We start from the raw sequence: 15,702 nt of genomic DNA on the forward strand, positions 1-15,702 counted from the left end.
CGGTGCTTACTCGGCGGCCTCGGTGACGCCCGTCAGGATGCCGCGGATCGCAGCCTCGTCGATGTCGTGATGCTCGGCGATGACAACAAGGCGCGAGCGGCGCTCTTCGTCCGGCTTCCACGGGCGGTCATACTGGTGCCGCACCCGCGCGCCGACCGCCTGAACCAGCAGGCGCATCGGCTTGCCCTGAACGGCGGCATAGCCCTTAACACGCAGGATGTTCAGCTCGTTTGCCAGACGCTCGATTTTGGCGACCAACTGCGCCGGATCGGTCTGTTCGGGCAACTCGACAACGATGCTTTCGAAATCGTCATGTTCGTGGTCGTCATGGCCATCGTGATGCGAGGGGCGGGCGTCCATGTCGTCTTCGGCTGCGGCTTCCAGTCCCAGCACCACGCGCACGTCCACCGCGCCCTCGGCAACCTCGACTACGGGCAGGGGGCGCGGCGCCTCGGCGGCGATGACCTCGCGCGCCTTGGCCACGCCTTCGGGGCCGGCCAGGTCGGGTTTGGTCAGAAGGATGATGTCGGCGCACGAGATCTGATCCTCGAACACCTCGGACAGGGGCGTTTCGTGGTCGATCGAGTCATCGGCCATGCGCTGGGCGTCCACCGCCGCGACATTCGGGGCGAAACGGCCCGCGGCCACGGCCTCGGCATCGGCCAGGGCGATCACGCCGTCCACAGTGATCTTGGAGCGGATATCGGGCCAGTCGAACGCCTTGAGCAGCGGTTTCGGCAGGGCCAGACCGCTGGTTTCGATCAGGATGTGATCGGGACGCGGGTCCAGCGCCATCAGCGCCTCGATCGTGGGGATGAAATCGTCGGCCACGGTGCAGCAGATGCAGCCATTGGCCAGTTCCATGATGTTCTCCGCTGGGCAATCGGGGATGGCGCAGCTTTTCAGGATCTCGCCATCGACGCCCACATCGCCGAATTCGTTGACCACCACGGCCAGCCGCTTGCCCTGCGGCTCGGACATCAGGTGGCGGATCAGCGTGGTCTTGCCCGAGCCGAGAAAGCCGGTGATGACAGTGACGGGAAGTTTTTCGAGGGTGCTCATGCTCAGGCTCCAATCGGGGGTATGCGGGCGGCGCAGTTCTTGCGGAAATGTTCAGGGCGGTCGCGCCATTTCACAAGGCCATCATCGGCGGCCAGGTACTTGGTGGCGCCTTCGACGATGATCTCGACATGGTCGGATTCGTTGAGGTTCTCATAGACGAAGGTCCAGCGCGACGGCCCGCCGCGCAGAACGATCGAGCAACCCTGATCGCAGTTCGACAGGCATTCGACCGGCTTCAGGGTGATGCCTTCGGGCAGGTCGGCGGCGGCCAGCGCCTTGTGCAGCAGCGTGCCGGGGCGCTGGGCGTCGTCCTCGATGGGCAGCCCGCGTCGGCAGGTGGTGCAGACCAGCAGCTCGACTGGTGTGGTTTCGGTCACGTCTCTCATCCCCCCTCACTCGGTTGTCGGGGGACGGGGTATGCGCGGGCCACGTTGCGGACATGGGCCCGACACCGGAACACCCCGTCCGGTTTGTCTTCGGGCGTTGGCAGGTCTCCCGGCTTGCGGATGTCAGAGCGGTGCTCTGTCGGATGTCCCGCCTTCCCGGCCTGCGGCCAGTGGCATTTGGGCACCCTCTCCGGTCACGGTCGCGGGGGCGGCTGCGTTTGACGGAAAACCGCTGACGCATTCCCTTTTCATCTGCTTGCACAGACACCAACGCAAGCGACATGCGGTACGGGCAGGGGGGTTGTCAAGCGCGCAGGGGCAAGTGCTTTGCGTCGGATCGAAAAAGCGACTTGCCGGGGTCAATCCGCGGCATCACCGGCCAATCGGTCGCGCAACCACGCGAGGAACAACTGGGCGGGGATGGACGGAGGCGCCGCGCTGACGCTGCGGATCAGGTAGTGCGACTGGGTAAAGGGAATCGCCGGCCCCGCAATCCGGATCGGCGCGCCCTGGGCGATGGCGTTGAGCGCGAACCGCTCCAGAACGGTGGCGTAGCCCGCGCCGGCCATCACCAGTTGCAGTGCCGTGACGGTCGTATCCGCCGAATGGCGCGCGGGGCGGTCGGGCAGGTCGATGCTCGTGGCCTCGGCGTACCGCGCCCAGTTGTCCTCGTATCCCAGAATGTGAATCAACGGGCCGTTGCGCAGGTCTGGCGCCGGGTCCTGCGCCCGGCAGATGGGCACCAGCCGCTCCGAGCACAGCCGGTCGGCCGCAACACCGGGCCAGTCGCCATAGCCCAGCCGGATTTCCACGTCCACATCGGCAGGCGCGGCCGAGTCGTTCCAGATATGCGACACCAGCCGCACGGGGATCTCGGGGTGCTGCGCGCTGAACGCGGGCAGCTCGGCCGCGATCCAGTAGGTCATCGACGATATCGCCGCCCGGATGGTCAACGCCTGTCGCGAGGCGGGGGCGAACAAGCTGTTGGTGGATAGCGCGATATCCGACAACGCCCGGCGCACGGTCAGCGCATAGGACTGGCCCAGCTCCGTCAGCGACAGGTGTCGTGCGTTGCGGGCAAAAAGCGGCTGCCCGAGGTCCGCCTCGAGCGAGCGGATATGCAGCGACACCGCCGTTTGCGTCAGGCCCAGTTCCTGCGCGGCGGTTGTGAAATTCAGGTGGCGGGCAGCGGCCTCGAAGCTGCGCAGCCAGGCCGGATTGGGCAGGCGGTCCATTCAGCACCAAAATTTTTTGCATCTAAACTGACTTTTTATTCGTTTCTTTTGTCGGTGGGCAACGGAAATACTCGGGCCAACGAAATTGCGCCTGCAGGAGGGCAGAACATGAAGGTCGGGTTCATCGGTTTGGGCAATGTGGGGGGCAAGCTGTCGGGGTCGCTGCTGCGCAACGGTATCGACCTGACGGTATACGACCTTAACCCCGATCTTGTGGCGGAGTTCTCCGCCAAGGGCGCTAAGGCCGGTGAAAGCCCGGCGCAGATGATGCGCGATTGCGATGCGGTCATCACCTGCCTGCCGTCGCCCGCTGCCTCGGACGCGGTGATGCGGCAGATGCTGCCCGAGGTCACCCGCGGCAAGATCTGGATGGAGATGTCCACCACTGACGAGGCCGAGGTCAAACGCCTGGGGGCCATGGTGATCGAGCGCGGCGGGGCGGCGGTGGACTGCCCGGTTTCGGGCGGGTGCCACCGGGCGGCCACGGGCAATATCTCGATCTTCGCGGGCTGCGACCGGGCAACGTTCGAGTGGATTCTGCCGTTCCTGACGGCGATGGGCCGGCGCATTCTGCATACCGGCGATCTGGGCACGGCCTCGGTTCTGAAGGTGCTAACCAACTATCTGGCCACCGCCAACCTGATTACCTGCGCCGAGGCGCTGGTGACCGCCAAGGCCGCCGGGATGGATCTGAACACCACCTATGAGGCGATCAAGATCTCGTCCGGCACGTCTTTCGTGCATGAGACCGAAAGCCAGGTGATCCTGAACGGCTCGCGCGATATTTCCTTCACCATGGATCTGGTGAAAAAGGATATCGGCCTGTTCCAGGAGGTCGCCGACCGCGCCGGCGTGCCGTTGGAAATGAACCCCCTGATGATCAAGATATTCGACGACGCCATCGCCCGCTATGGCGAGCGCGAGCTGTCGCCCAATGTCATTCGACGGCTTGAGGATGCAACCGGGCTGAGCATTACCGCGCCCGGTTTTCCGGCCGAGATGCAGGACGATGAACCGGAAGAGCCGGGGTACGAGGTGATTCCGCAAGGTAGAAGCGCGGTCTGATCGGACGGTCAGTAAGAGGCACGCCCTTTCCGGGTGTGTCTTGCGTGGGTCGAGTGCGTAGGCGGTGCCCCAGCACGGACTAAATCCTTGCCCGGCAATTATTGGTTAGCTCGGCTGCGCTAACCATCTCCGCACGTATTTTGGCGTTTCGTATCAACAAACTGTTCCAGTCGACTTTTATTAGGACCAGAGCGCAGCGATGCAGTGCGAGGCTAAAAAGTTGGAGGCGAGTACCGGAATCGAACCGGTGTACACGGATTTGCAATCCGCTGCGTCACCACTCCGCCAACTCGCCTTTTCAAGCAATTTCAATTACTTGACGTGGTGCAGGCGCGGTTCTAGCAGCTTTCCAGAACAACGTCCAGAGGGTTGCTGAAATTTCCGCCGGCCATGGCGTTGGATGGCCGGTCAGCGCAGTGGCAACTTTTGTCGCGGCCTGCAATTTTTGCCGGGCTGGCCGTTGCCGGGCGGGATCGGATGTGGCAAAAGCCGAGCAACCATGGGAAATATACGAGCGGTCACATGACGGATTTCGCAGCCCGACGCCACACGATGGTAGACACTCAGGTCAGGCCCTCTGATGTCACCAAATTCCCGATCATCGATTCAATGCTGAAGGTCCAGCGCGAGAACTTCGTGCCGGATGCCAGTCGCGAGGTGGCCTATGCTGGTGACCTGATCGACCTAGGCAATGGGCGCTGCCTTCTGGAGCCGAGGACTCTGGCGAAGATGCTGGATGCATTGAATATTTCGAATGACGAGGTGGTTCTGGATATCGCCCCGGCGTTCGGATACTCGACCGCCGTCGCCGCGAACATGGCGCAGCTTGTGGTGGGCGTCGAGGATGACGAGGCCAACGCAGCCGACGCGCAGTCCCGCCTGATGGAGGCGGATATCGACAACGCGATCATTCATGTCGGACCTTTGGAGCAGGGGGCGGCCGAGCATGGCCCCTATGATGTCATCATCATCCAGGGCGGTGTGAAACGTCTGCCCGATGCCCTGCTCGATCAACTGAAAGATCATGGCCGCATCGCTTGCCTGTTCGTCGAAGGCAACCTGGGCACCGTTCGCATTGGTCGAAAGTCCGATGGGCGGGTGACATGGCGTCATGGCTTCAACGCAAACGCCCCGGTACTGCCGGCGTTTTCGGCCGAGTGTGCATTTTCGCTATAGTCGATCAGCGGTTTTCCGCGGTCCCTTGATTAGTTGAAAACAAAGGCGCAAACTGCCTGCGGGCTTGCGTTATTTTGATTTGAGAGGATTTGGGTATGCTTGGAACGGCTGGAGGGAAGCTGGTCAAGGCAGTCGCTCTGACGGCGGGAATCGCGCTGAGCGTGATGCCGGGGCGCTCGGTTTTGGCGGACAATCTGACCGACGCGTTCATCGGTGCATACAACACAAGCGGGCTGTTGGAACAGAACCGCGCCTTGCTGCGCGCAGCCGATGAAGACGTTGCAATCGCGTTGTCGGCCCTGCGCCCGATCATCAACTGGACCGTCCGTGTCAGCCAGGATTATGCCAAGTCTCGCGCCGGAACAGTGGTGTCGACGGTCGAACCGTCGCGCTTCTTCTCGGGACTCACGCTGAGCCAGCTGGTCTATGACGGCGGTGCATCGATTCTCGGGAAACAGTCGGCTCAGGAAACAGTTCTGGCAACTCGCCAAGCATTGATCGATATTGAGCAACAGGTTCTGTTCCGCGCAACGACGGCTTATCTGAGTGTTCTGCTACAGGAAGAAACGGTTCAGATTCGCCAGAACAACGTCAATCTCTCAGGCGAGGAACTGCGGGCCACGCAGGACCGTTTTGAAGTCGGTGAGGTCACCCGGACCGACGTCGCGCTGTCCGAAGCGCAGTTGGCAAGCTCGCAGGCTGATCTGGCGGATGCCCGAGGCGACCTGAGCACTGCCCAAGCGGAATATGTGAACGCCGTCGGCAAACAGCCGGGCCGTACTGCGGGCCAGCCGCGTCTGCCGAAGCTGCCCGGTTCTCTGGCCGAGGCCATCAGCCTGGCACAAAGAAACCATCCGGCAATCCTGTCGGCGCAGCATCAGGTGCGTGCCTTGGATCTGACCGTGCAACAGCAGCGCGCGGGCCTGGGTCCGAATGTAAGCCTGAACGCGGACGCGGGGATCACGGAAAGCTATGACAACGACGACTATACCAACGATGCGTCCATCTCGTTGAATTTCAATCAGCCCATCTATGCCGGTGGCCGATTGGCGGCCAACGTGCGCCGCGCAATGGCTCAGCGGGACGCATCGCGCGCCAACCTCCTGAATGTGCAGAAAGACATCACTCAGGGTGTGACGGACGCCTATGTGCGCTTTGAAACGGCCACTGCCAGCCTGCGGGCATCCGTCGAACGGGTACGCGCATCACAGGTCGCCTTTGACGGGATTCGCGAAGAGGCCACCTTGGGGGCTCGGACCACACTGGACGTTCTGACCGCTCAGCAGGATTTGCTGGACGCACAATTGGCCGAAGTTGCCTCGCGGACGGAACGGTCTCTGGCTGCCTATCAGTTGTTGCAGGCACAAGGTCTGTTGACGGCCGAGCGCCTTGGACTGGCGGTCCAGATTTATGACCCGACGCTCTACTACAACCTGGTCAAAAAGGCGCCTGCACAGATCAGCAAGCAAAGCCGCGACCTGGATCGAGTTCTCAAAGCTTTGCGGCGCGAGTGATCAGCCACACTATCTGTTGTTAGGTTCGACCGGATTGGATACACTGGTCCAAAAGGTCAGAGCGGTAGAGAACAATGACGGATAGCAGTGTCAAAGCAGGTGTCGAAGACGTATTGTCGTCGATCAAGCGTTTGGTCAGCGAAGAAGGGCGCAAGGTCCCGAACCTGATCAAAGCGACTGCGGCCCGCAAGCCGGGCCGACTGGTTTTGACGGATGCCCTGCGGGTTGGCACACCGGCCGAGGATCCAAAAGCACCGTTGAAATTGGCCCAAAAGATCTCGGCTGAGGCGGCCTCACAGCATGCTGCGAATGTTGAGGCGTTGCGCCCGGCAAACGACCTGTCACAACCTATGCGGTTGCGGTCTTGCGATATCGTTCGTCCCGGAACTCCGGCAATCAACGACATTGGCGGTGAGTCTTCGGGTGACCGCGAAGGCCGTAGGGATCTGGCCGGAAGCCTGAGCGCCAAGATCGCGGCTCTCGAGGCTGCGATTGCGCGGACCGAAGATCAGTGGGAGCCCGACGGCGAAAGCGACGACGCTTATTCCGGCACGCGCACCGACAAGGTCAGTTGGGCCTCTGACACCGGGTTTTCGGCCTCGAAGGATGCGATTGAGTCCGAAGCCGAAATGGACGCTGACGGCGACGAGGAGCCAACGCCTGCCACGTTTATTCGGGACAACCGGGATGCCTCAGAGGCCGAAGTCGAGCTGGATCAGGAAGCGCCGGCGATGGCGACCGGCACGATGGATGAAGACGAATTGCGCGAGTTGATCGCAGACATCGTCCGTCAGGAACTGCAGGGCGCGCTGGGTGAACGTATCACCCGCAACATTCGCAAGCTGGTGCGGCGCGAGATCAACCGCGCTTTGGCCGCTCAGAATTTGGATTGACCCTCAGCCGAACCGAGGCTCGGCTGCCAGTGACAGCAGGGCATCAAGGTCCATATGCTGTTCGAGGTGGTCGGCCAAAGCCTCCAACGTTTGCTCAACACTGTCTTCGTATGCCAGTTCCGACCTGGCGCCAAACCGCTGCAGATACGACGCGCGGAAGGCGTCTGACGTGAAAATACCGTGCAAATAGCTTCCCAGAACGCGCCCGTCTCTCGATGCGGCGCCTTCCGGGTGCCCTTCCACCTGTAACCATGCACGGGCAGTATCCGGACCTTGGGTGCGCCCCATGTGGATCTCGTAGCCGGTGACAGGCTCGCCGCCGGGCAAGGCCTGCGCTGATCGCAGTTCGACCCGTTTTTCCCCGGACATAACCGTTTCCACGTCCAGCAAACCCAGCCCATCGACGCTGCCAGGTCTGCCGTCCACGCCATCGGGGTCGGCGATCACCCGACCCAGCATCTGATACCCGCCGCAGAGGCCAAGAACATGGCCGCCCCGCCGAACGTGTGCATACAGGTCGATGTCCCAACCCTGTTTGCGGAAAAAGGCCAAATCTCCAATGGTGGATTTGCTGCCCGGCAGAATCACCAGATCCGCGTCACCGGGAAGGGGGCGGCCAGCCGGAATGATCTCGACCGAAACACCCGGCTCAGCAGATAGCGGGTCCAAATCATCGAAATTCGCCATGCGCTCCAACTGCGGCACCGAAACCTTGCAGGTGCCACCGGCGTGCGAGCGGATATCCATCATGTCTTCGGCCGGCAGTTTCCAAGCGTCCTCAAACCAGGGAACGACGCCCAGGCAAGGCCATCCGGTGCGTGCCACAATGTCGTCGCGCCCGTCATCAAACAGGCTGACGTCTCCCTTGAAGCGATTGACCGCAAAGCCGCGGATCATTGCAAGGTCAGCGTTCTCCAGCACTGTATGGGTGCCGACGATCTGCGCTATGACGCCGCCCCGGTGAATGTCTCCCACCAGTATGACGGGCACATTTGCGGCGCAGGCAAAACCCATGTTGGCGATGTCGCCTGCCCGCAGGTTGGTCTCGGCCGGACTGCCGGCGCCCTCGACCAGCACAAGATCGGCATCTTGGCAAAGCCTGGCAAAGCTCTCGAGCGCGGCGTTCAGAAGCTTGGATTTGTCCCTGCGATAGTCCTTGGCCCGCATTGTTCCCGCCCGCTTGCCCTGAACGATCACTTGCGAACCGGTATCGGTTTCCGGCTTCAGAAGGATTGGGTTCATGTCCGTATGCGGCGCGCGCCCCGCCGCCCGGGCCTGTAGCGCCTGGGCGCGGCCAATCTCGCCTCCGTTTGCCGCTACTGCGGCGTTGTTGGACATGTTCTGCGGTTTGAAGGGGGCAACCTTCAAACCTCGCCGCGCAAAGGCCCGGGCCAGCCCGGCCACAAGCATCGACTTGCCGACATTGCTGCCGGTCCCCTGAATCATGATCGCGCGAACCATCTGAGCCTCCTGCGGATGTTGGCAGATGACCGCATTTATTCAGCCGACGAAAGCGCGGATCGGGCCATTTGCACGACGAATGCGACTAATCCGCTGCGTACGGGCAAAAAAAAGCGCGCCGAATGTACCGGCGCGCACTTTTGGGTCGGGCAAAGCCTTAGGCGGCTTCGGCCTGCTGAGCAGCGTTGCGGCGTTCGCTTTCTTCGCGCGAAAGGGCGACGGACGTACGCACGCCACGGCCAACGAACTCCATCAGTCCGTGGACAACCCGTTCGTTCGGGTCGATGCCAGCGCAGGACAGCACTTCGCGGCCATCGCGCGAGCGTGCCCAACGGGCGATTTGTTCCGGGCCATTGCCGTATTTCTTGTCATCGGCGATGGCATCATCAAGTGCAGCCAGCACAACGGCCGCGAAAAGTTTGCGGGCACGGTTGCCTTGCTCATTGTTAAAGGCGGTGCCGTCAACGAAATCTCTCATCTCGTTTTCCTTGTTGTTCTTGCTCTTGTAATTTTCGGCGTGGCGGTCCTTATGACCTATTTAGTGCGATTCGGATACACCTAATTTGCATAGTTGCGTTGCGTCATTTGCATGGCTCTCTGCAGGTGCAGCACTAGGTTTCGTTGTATTGCATGGATCGGTCCCGCCAGATATAGGGACGACAACTGGCGCATCAACCATGTGTGAAGGAAATATGTCATGCCCAAGATCAATGGGAACGAAATTCGCCCGGGCAATGTGCTTGAGCATAACGGCGGTCTGTGGGCGGCGGTCAAGGTCGATCACGTCAAACCGGGCAAAGGCGGTGCCTTTGCACAAGTAGAATTGCGGAACCTGCGCAACGGCTCGAAACTGAACGAGCGGTTCCGTTCCGCGGACAAGGTCGAGCGTGTTCGGTTGGAGCAGAAAGACCAGCAGTTCTTGTATGAAAGCGACGGGATGCTGGTATTCATGGATGCCGAGACCTATGAACAGATTGAATTGCCTGCAGATTTGCTGGGTGACCGTCGTCCGTTCCTTCAGGACGGGATGACCATCGTAGTCGAATTCTATGAAAGCGAGGCGCTGAACGCGACGCTGCCTCAAAAAGTTGTCTGCAAGGTCGTCGAGACCGAACCGGTCGTCAAAGGTCAGACTGCGGCGAACTCGTTCAAACCGGCGGTTCTGGACAACGGGGTCAAAGTCATGGTGCCGCCGTTCATCGCGCAGGACGAGATGATCGTCGTGAACACCGAGACCATGGAATATTCCGAGCGCGCGTAACGTCGCGTCATACTCGGAGAAAGACCAAGAAACCGCGCAGCTATTCGGCGCGGTTTTTTTCTTGCGAGGCGGCCCCGCCCCTGCGGTAGCGGGCGCGGTCCGGGCCAAACAGTTCCAGCAACAGCTCGAACTTGATGCGATTGGCGCTGACCTGCCGATAGAAAGCGATGAGAAACCCGGTCGGCCCCTGGATCCGGGCCAGACCGCTGGTCGCGGCGACCACGGTTCCGACGTCGGTTTCTCCTTGCAGAACCAGCCATCCGCCCAGCATCAGAACACCCACGGTGCCTGCACCGTTGATCACGCTCAGCAGAAACTTGGCCGACAGTTTCCACAGAAACATCCGCCGTCGGGTGTCGTAGATCGCGTCGAACTGGTCATGCACCTCTTGAGTCACGGCCTCGATGTCCTCGATCGTCAGATGGTCGGTCGCGCTACGCAATATGCGGACGCGGTCCGCCACGAACACGTTCACCTTTCTTTGCGAGACGAGAACGATAAGGATCTGCGGCGCGATCATCGAAAGGGCAATCAGTCCCAGCCAGGGTTGCGTCGACGAGATGTAGCCGATCACACTGACCAAGGTTCCGATCTGTACGACCGGGTCCGAGAATGCGCCTCCGGCGAATTTTCCCAGTTCTTCGGCTTCGGCAGAGATGGCCGTTGTCATGGTTCCCTTGCGGACATTTTCGCCCGACTCGTCCACGTCCACGGTGCGGGCCAGCAAAAGCTGACGGATCCGACGGATCATGTCTTCGCCCAACGTCCCCGCGCGATATCCCAGCACCCACTTCAGGGCGAGGCTCAACAGGATCACCCCCATCATTCCGGCACCCAGCAGCAGGAGATGTGGCGCCTCGATATTGTCCGAGGTCAGATGGTTGATGATGTCCCGTTGAAACTCCAACGGGGCCGCGGCAAGAGCCGCGACCGACAAGGACAACAGGATCAGTATGACTTGCCGTCCGGCGCTGGCGCGCCAGATGGCTGAATACAGTTGGAGCATGCAGGCACCCGATCAGCCAAGTGCCTCAAGTCTTACCGTGTGGCCGGGCCGGATAAAACGTTTGCAAAGCGGCCTGGTCGTTGGCCGTGCCGGTTGGGCAACAGGCTCAATCCAGCAGACGCAGGCGGGCGTCTCCGGCCCGCATGTCGTCGCCCGCCCGATCGAGGCGCAGATAGGCGATGGCCTGTCCGTTCGATTGCGTGAAGAGCGTACCAGCCGACTTTCCAGCCGAGAGGATTTCGGACCCCACCGGAGCCGCGCCGTCGATGGCGACAACCCGCAGCCCCTTGCGCAACTGGGTCTTGTGCTTCATGCGGGCGGTTACCTCTTGCCCGACATAGCAGCCCTTCTTGAAATCGACGCCGTTGATCGGCTCGAAACCGGCCTCGAGGATATACGTGTCCGGTGTCAGCTCGATCCCGGTTTCCGGGATGCAATGACGCACCCGAATTGCGTCCCAATCCGTTCCATCATCGGCTTCGGGGGCGTCAGAATATGCGCGCCAGCCCATATCGGAGTGACGAGGATCGGGCAGGGCGCCTTCGGGTGCGGGCCCGGTTCCGCGTTGCAGGTGCAGGTTGGTTTCCTCGATACGCACATCCGCCCGCAGCTTGTACATGTTCAGCCGCTTGATCAGTGCATCCGCCATCCCCTCCGCCACGTCCAGCAGCACCGAGGCGCCATCGCGTTTCAGAAAGAAATCGGCCAGGTATTTGCCCTGCGGGGTAAGGATGGCCGAGTAGACAAGACCATCGTCCAGCTTGCGGGTGTCATTGGTGACCAGACCTTGCAAGAAGCTGTCGGTATCCGTGCCGGTCAGGCGCAAAATGCGGCGGGTGCTCATCTTTGGGTCCTCGTCATTGCCCTGAGAGCGGTGATATAAGCGAACCCGTTGCCAAGACCAGAGGTTTCGAACGTGTCAGCCCCGATCAGCATCGTGATTCCGACATTCGACTCCCAGACCGAACTCGCGCGCACGCTGATGACCCTGATGGAGGGACTGCACGCCAGGCTGATCCGCGAGCTTGTCATCTCCGACGGAGGGTCGACCGATCATACATTGCGTATAGCCGATGATGCAGGTGCCCGGATCGTTGCCGGGGCCGGGTCTCGTGCCGCACAGCTGCGCGTGGGATGCGACGCCGCGGTGGGCGACTGGTTGCTGGTGATCCGTCCGGGGACCGAGCTTGAGCCAGGGTGGACCGACGCGGTGGCCGAGCACCTCGTAACGCGGCGTCCGGGTGTGTTTCGCCTTGGGTCCCGGTCCTCAGGCCTGATGCCGACCTTGGCAGCAGGTTGGGTCAATTTGCGCAGCTGGGTCTTCGGACTGGCGTCGGGTAATCAGGGCCTGCTGCTGCCGGCGCAATTGTACAAGGCCGCCGGCGGATATCCGGATCAACCGGGGAAGGAGGGGGCGCTGATGCGCTCTCTGCCGCGCGCGACACTTTTGCGGGCGCGTGCCATTACAGGTGCCGGGCGCCGTGATCGGGCGCGTTCTGAGGCTCCACCTCAGTAACCTCGGTTTCAGGTGCTTCCGAGGTTGGTTGCCGGGCCGGAGGCTCGGTGATGAGGTTGGACCGCAACTCGACAACAGATTTGCCCAACCGGAATGGTGCCGCAAAGCTGACCAGACACAGCGCGATGATCTGTAGCACGAGAATGTGGGCGTTTTCCTGAAGATACTCCCACTCTCCCTTCAATTTGGCGACCTGAGCGATCAGGTCATCATAGCTTTGCGCAAGGATCATATAGTCTCCGGCGATTGCCGGCACTTTCCGCCGCATGTTGTCGATCGCGGTCTGCGTTTCTTCGTCCAGTGTTGTGAATACCAGGAATTGCTCGATGTCGAAGGCATCCGCTTTGGCAGCCATGTCCTGAATGTCATCCATCTGATCTCGGGACCGTGCGCCGAAGATGAAGTTCAGGCCCTGCAGCGGCGCAACTTCGTTGGTGACGGCGATGAACAGCGGCAGGTCGGCGTTGCTGGCGGTCGAGGCCGACAGGAACTCGACCTTGTCGCACAAAACCGCCGTGTCCGGGTCGTAGGCCGGATCGCAGAACCGCAGCCGGAACCGCGCGGCGTCGCGATCGAAGGCCAGTGTCGCCGCATAGGCAACGTCGATTTGTCGGTCCAGCCTTGAACTGTCGGATTTGTAGAGCCCCGCCATGACCGCCACCAGCGCGCCCAGCCCACCCAATACGACCCACACGAGGTCGGCCAGCTTCCATGCCCGGTGACCCGCTGGTTTGCGAAACAGGAACGCGGTGCCAATCGATCCGGCCAGAAAGAACAGCAACAGCAGGGGCAGCTGGTAGTCGGTGATGAAGCTCATGCACCCGAGTTTAAGTGGTCAGCCTTCCCACGCAACAGCGATCACGTGCAGTTGTAACGCGTGTCAGGATGCCCATACTCGGGGCAGGGGCCGGAGGGAGAACGTAATGACCAAAGAGATTGTGCTGATCCACGGGGCGTTTGCCGGGCCGTGGTGCATGGCGGACTATGCGGGGTTCTTCCGCGCCCGTGGCTGGACGGTGCACACCCCGGCGCTGAGGTTCCATGGTGGCGATCCCGCAGCCGAGCCCGATGCGGGTCTGACCGACACCAGCGTTCTGGATTATGCCAACGACATCGCCGAATTCGTTCAGGGGTTGGGCAGCAAACCCGTGATCCTCGGGCATGCCATTGCGGGCGTCGTTGCCCAGCAGGTTGCGTCTCGCGGGCTGGCCAGCGCCATCGTGTTGATCAACCCGAACGCGGCCTGGGGCACCCTGCCGGAAACCGATGACGAACGCGCCGTGCCGCGCGCCTTGATGGAGGGTGGGGCGTTCTGGAAGCAGCCCATGCGCGTCGATTTCGACCTGATGGCCCCCTTCGCGCTGAACAAAATGCCTGAGGCCCAGCAACATGCCGTGTTCGATCAGCTTGGCCCGGAAAGCGGGCGGGTGATGTTCGAGATGTTTTTCTGGATGTTCGACGATCACCACGCGATGAAGGTTGATATCGACAAGGTCGACTGCCCGGTTTTGATCGTTTCAGGCTCGGAAGACAGGGCAGTGAACCCCAACACCTGCCGTGCGTTGGCGAAACTCTATGGCGACCGCGCGACCTTTCTGTCTGCGGAAGGTCACGCGCATTTTCTGTTCATGGAGCCCGGTTGGGAAAAGCCAGCCGCAAAGATCGCGGACTGGCTGGACCAGAAGCTGGGCTAGGGGCCGTTCAGGCGTTATTTGCTGACCTGAAACGTGCTCTGCGGCCGCCAACGCAGCACGCCGTCGCTTTCACGGTAACAACGCAACAGGCGTTCCTGCACCGTGCTCACCGTGCTGGTGACAGTGTTGTCACCGACCATCAGCACAAAGGCATCCTCGGAATAGGCCATGCCGTCGTAATAGCAGAACCGGGTCTCGGCGCCGTCGGGGATGGGGGATGCGGTGCTGAGCATCTGCTGCGCGGGGGCTGCCGAGGCGCTCAGGGTCAAGGCCAGCCCGAGGGTCAAAGTCTTCATGTCGTCCTCCCGTTCGGATATCCGTTTTTCAAATTGGGTCTTGGACGCTCGGAACCTCAAAGCTCGTTCTTGGATGACGGGTTGAGAGTAAGTGTGAACGGGATCAACGGGTTAGGCAAGGGGATTGCGGTGTGCCGAGCTGAAGCCCGGTCTACAGGTATTCGAGGTGTGCGGCACCATTCACTCCAAGCTTGATGCAGAGCATTAGGCACGCGCCTGACCCGACCGCGTTATGACTGAGGCAAAGCTGAGGTTGGACCACGGGAGCGTTCCGCAGCACCGTTGGGTCGCGAGCAAGGGCGCCTAGTATGAAGTGTTACACCATTTGCGGGGTTTTCTAGTGGTGATGCAAACGCCTTTCGGCAACTCTCATCCTGCCCTAGTTTTTGAGCTTCCTATTTTCCGCGCATCCAAGTTTTCATTGCAGTATTCAATTTTTGCACAGTGGGATTTTCATTCAACTTTTTAACTTTGATAGTCGTAACTGGCAGCTCTTTCCGAGGAAACCAAAAAGTCTGGCGAAACAGAAACCCATGAAGTGCCATAAAGATAAATGCTTGAAAGTAAGCTAGGACTAGTAACAAATAGTATGCCCCGCACGTGCCGGTTGGTTCATTAAGGGAGCAAACCTTCATGAAAAAGTTCGGTTTTTCAGGCGATGAAATGTAAAGCATGATCGACAGAAGCACAACGATTAGCAATGGAAGCATCGTGGTCGGTCGGCTCACAACCCGTTCCTTTTTGTTGAGCTTATTCAGAAGATCATCATTGTTTGTCTCTTCAGCGTATCGTCTTACTGCCTCGGAACTTACATAAGTAGCCCGCCGACTAAACTGCATCGCAACACGCAGAAGTCGTATCTTACGCAAAGGCCATGATAGTACATGCCACGCAAGTAAATTTGCCAATACTGATACCAGCAACAGCAGCAGCATGAATAAGAACGCGGTTAGCGAGAAGATTATCGCAAAGTATCCAATGCTCAAAGACGCTTGGTTCAGAAGATCAGCCACCGTTAGGTACGCTGGCGATTTCCCAATAGAAAAAAGCGAAAAAACCTCGAGCGCAAGTGCTGCGACGGCCACTTGAATAGTTGGAAGCGATATTCTTTTTGTTAATTCCGTAGCTTCCATAGTT

17 protein-coding genes, 1 tRNA gene and 1 riboswitch are annotated in these 15,702 nt (G+C 60.5%); of the genes, 7 read left to right on the forward strand and 11 right to left on the reverse strand.

What is annotated here, in order from left to right:
- Nucleotides 1-6: 6 nt before the first annotated feature.
- The 3 genes from cobW to AC2FNL_RS04655 all read right to left on the reverse strand — a co-directional run bounded on the left by cobW (nt 7) and on the right by AC2FNL_RS04655 (nt 2,683).
- The gene (cobW, locus tag AC2FNL_RS04645) at nt 7-1,062 is read right to left on the reverse strand and encodes a cobalamin biosynthesis protein CobW (RefSeq protein WP_170368744.1); all 1,056 of its coding nucleotides are present in this window, start codon (nt 1,060-1,062) and stop codon (nt 7-9) included.
- Between the two features lie 2 nt (nt 1,063-1,064).
- On the reverse strand, nt 1,065-1,448 hold the full coding sequence (locus tag AC2FNL_RS04650) for a DUF1636 family protein (RefSeq protein ID WP_093962591.1): 384 nt from the start codon (nt 1,446-1,448) through the stop codon (nt 1,065-1,067).
- Nucleotides 1,449-1,530: 82 nt separating this feature from the next.
- Nucleotides 1,531-1,735: riboswitch (cobalamin riboswitch) on the reverse strand.
- A 72-nt stretch (nt 1,736-1,807) separates the two neighbouring features.
- Nucleotides 1,808-2,683: a LysR family transcriptional regulator gene (locus AC2FNL_RS04655; protein WP_496832684.1), complete on the reverse strand. Its 876-nt coding sequence runs from the start codon at nt 2,681-2,683 to the stop codon at nt 1,808-1,810.
- A 108-nt stretch (nt 2,684-2,791) separates the two neighbouring features.
- On the opposite strand from AC2FNL_RS04655, the gene AC2FNL_RS04660 reads away from it, so the two are divergent.
- A complete protein-coding gene (locus AC2FNL_RS04660) occupies nt 2,792-3,748 on the forward strand; it encodes an NAD(P)-dependent oxidoreductase (protein ID WP_496832685.1) in 957 nt (318 codons plus the stop codon).
- A 221-nt stretch (nt 3,749-3,969) separates the two neighbouring features.
- Here the strand turns inward: AC2FNL_RS04660 and AC2FNL_RS04665 are convergent.
- A tRNA-Cys gene (locus tag AC2FNL_RS04665) sits at nt 3,970-4,043 on the reverse strand.
- Between the two features lie 227 nt (nt 4,044-4,270).
- On the opposite strand from AC2FNL_RS04665, the gene AC2FNL_RS04670 reads away from it, so the two are divergent.
- The 3 genes from AC2FNL_RS04670 to AC2FNL_RS04680 all read left to right on the forward strand — a co-directional run bounded on the left by AC2FNL_RS04670 (nt 4,271) and on the right by AC2FNL_RS04680 (nt 7,331).
- The gene (locus AC2FNL_RS04670; protein ID WP_496832686.1) at nt 4,271-4,924 is read left to right on the forward strand and encodes a protein-L-isoaspartate O-methyltransferase family protein; all 654 of its coding nucleotides are present in this window, start codon (nt 4,271-4,273) and stop codon (nt 4,922-4,924) included.
- A gap of 95 nt (nt 4,925-5,019) precedes the next feature.
- Entirely contained in the window at nt 5,020-6,438 is a 1,419-nt protein-coding gene (locus AC2FNL_RS04675) for a TolC family outer membrane protein (protein ID WP_170446710.1), read from the forward strand.
- A 74-nt stretch (nt 6,439-6,512) separates the two neighbouring features.
- Nucleotides 6,513-7,331, forward strand: a complete 819-nt coding sequence (locus AC2FNL_RS04680; protein WP_496832687.1) for a hypothetical protein — start codon at nt 6,513-6,515, stop codon at nt 7,329-7,331.
- A gap of 3 nt (nt 7,332-7,334) precedes the next feature.
- Here AC2FNL_RS04680 and AC2FNL_RS04685 read toward each other — a convergent pair whose 3' ends face one another.
- Both AC2FNL_RS04685 and AC2FNL_RS04690 read right to left on the reverse strand, forming a co-directional pair.
- Nucleotides 7,335-8,792: a cobyric acid synthase gene (locus AC2FNL_RS04685; RefSeq protein WP_496832688.1), complete on the reverse strand. Its 1,458-nt coding sequence runs from the start codon at nt 8,790-8,792 to the stop codon at nt 7,335-7,337.
- Between the two features lie 157 nt (nt 8,793-8,949).
- Complete coding sequence (locus tag AC2FNL_RS04690) at nt 8,950-9,270, reverse strand: DUF6280 family protein (protein ID WP_093962585.1); 321 nt, start codon at nt 9,268-9,270, stop codon at nt 8,950-8,952.
- Between the two features lie 219 nt (nt 9,271-9,489).
- Between AC2FNL_RS04690 and efp the strand changes: the two genes are divergently transcribed.
- Nucleotides 9,490-10,053: an elongation factor P gene (gene efp, locus AC2FNL_RS04695; RefSeq protein WP_093962584.1), complete on the forward strand. Its 564-nt coding sequence runs from the start codon at nt 9,490-9,492 to the stop codon at nt 10,051-10,053.
- Between the two features lie 40 nt (nt 10,054-10,093).
- Here efp and AC2FNL_RS04700 read toward each other — a convergent pair whose 3' ends face one another.
- A complete protein-coding gene (locus tag AC2FNL_RS04700; RefSeq protein ID WP_480725982.1) occupies nt 10,094-11,059 on the reverse strand; it encodes an ABC transporter transmembrane domain-containing protein in 966 nt (321 codons plus the stop codon).
- A gap of 106 nt (nt 11,060-11,165) precedes the next feature.
- Nucleotides 11,166-11,903, reverse strand: coding sequence for a CAF17-like 4Fe-4S cluster assembly/insertion protein YgfZ (gene ygfZ, locus AC2FNL_RS04705; RefSeq protein ID WP_496832689.1), 738 nt, complete (start codon nt 11,901-11,903; stop codon nt 11,166-11,168).
- 72 nt (nt 11,904-11,975) lie between these two features.
- On the opposite strand from ygfZ, the gene AC2FNL_RS04710 reads away from it, so the two are divergent.
- Entirely contained in the window at nt 11,976-12,575 is a 600-nt protein-coding gene (locus tag AC2FNL_RS04710; RefSeq protein WP_496832690.1) for a glycosyltransferase, read from the forward strand.
- Here the strand turns inward: AC2FNL_RS04710 and AC2FNL_RS04715 are convergent.
- Complete coding sequence (locus tag AC2FNL_RS04715; RefSeq protein WP_496832691.1) at nt 12,523-13,392, reverse strand: hypothetical protein; 870 nt, start codon at nt 13,390-13,392, stop codon at nt 12,523-12,525. The two genes, AC2FNL_RS04710 and AC2FNL_RS04715, sit on opposite strands and share 53 nt — an antisense overlap.
- A gap of 106 nt (nt 13,393-13,498) precedes the next feature.
- Between AC2FNL_RS04715 and AC2FNL_RS04720 the strand changes: the two genes are divergently transcribed.
- A complete protein-coding gene (locus tag AC2FNL_RS04720) occupies nt 13,499-14,269 on the forward strand; it encodes an alpha/beta hydrolase (RefSeq protein ID WP_496832692.1) in 771 nt (256 codons plus the stop codon).
- A gap of 14 nt (nt 14,270-14,283) precedes the next feature.
- Here the strand turns inward: AC2FNL_RS04720 and AC2FNL_RS04725 are convergent, their stop codons facing one another.
- Nucleotides 14,284-14,565 (reverse strand): DUF1496 domain-containing protein, encoded by a 282-nt coding sequence (locus tag AC2FNL_RS04725; RefSeq protein ID WP_170368739.1) that lies wholly within the window; start codon nt 14,563-14,565, stop codon nt 14,284-14,286.
- Nucleotides 14,566-14,960: 395 nt separating this feature from the next.
- Entirely contained in the window at nt 14,961-15,698 is a 738-nt protein-coding gene (locus tag AC2FNL_RS04730) for a hypothetical protein (protein WP_496832693.1), read from the reverse strand.
- Between the last annotated feature and the right edge of the window lie 4 nt (nt 15,699-15,702).

It is taken from the genome of Ruegeria sp. CRTD044 (assembly GCF_059613485.1).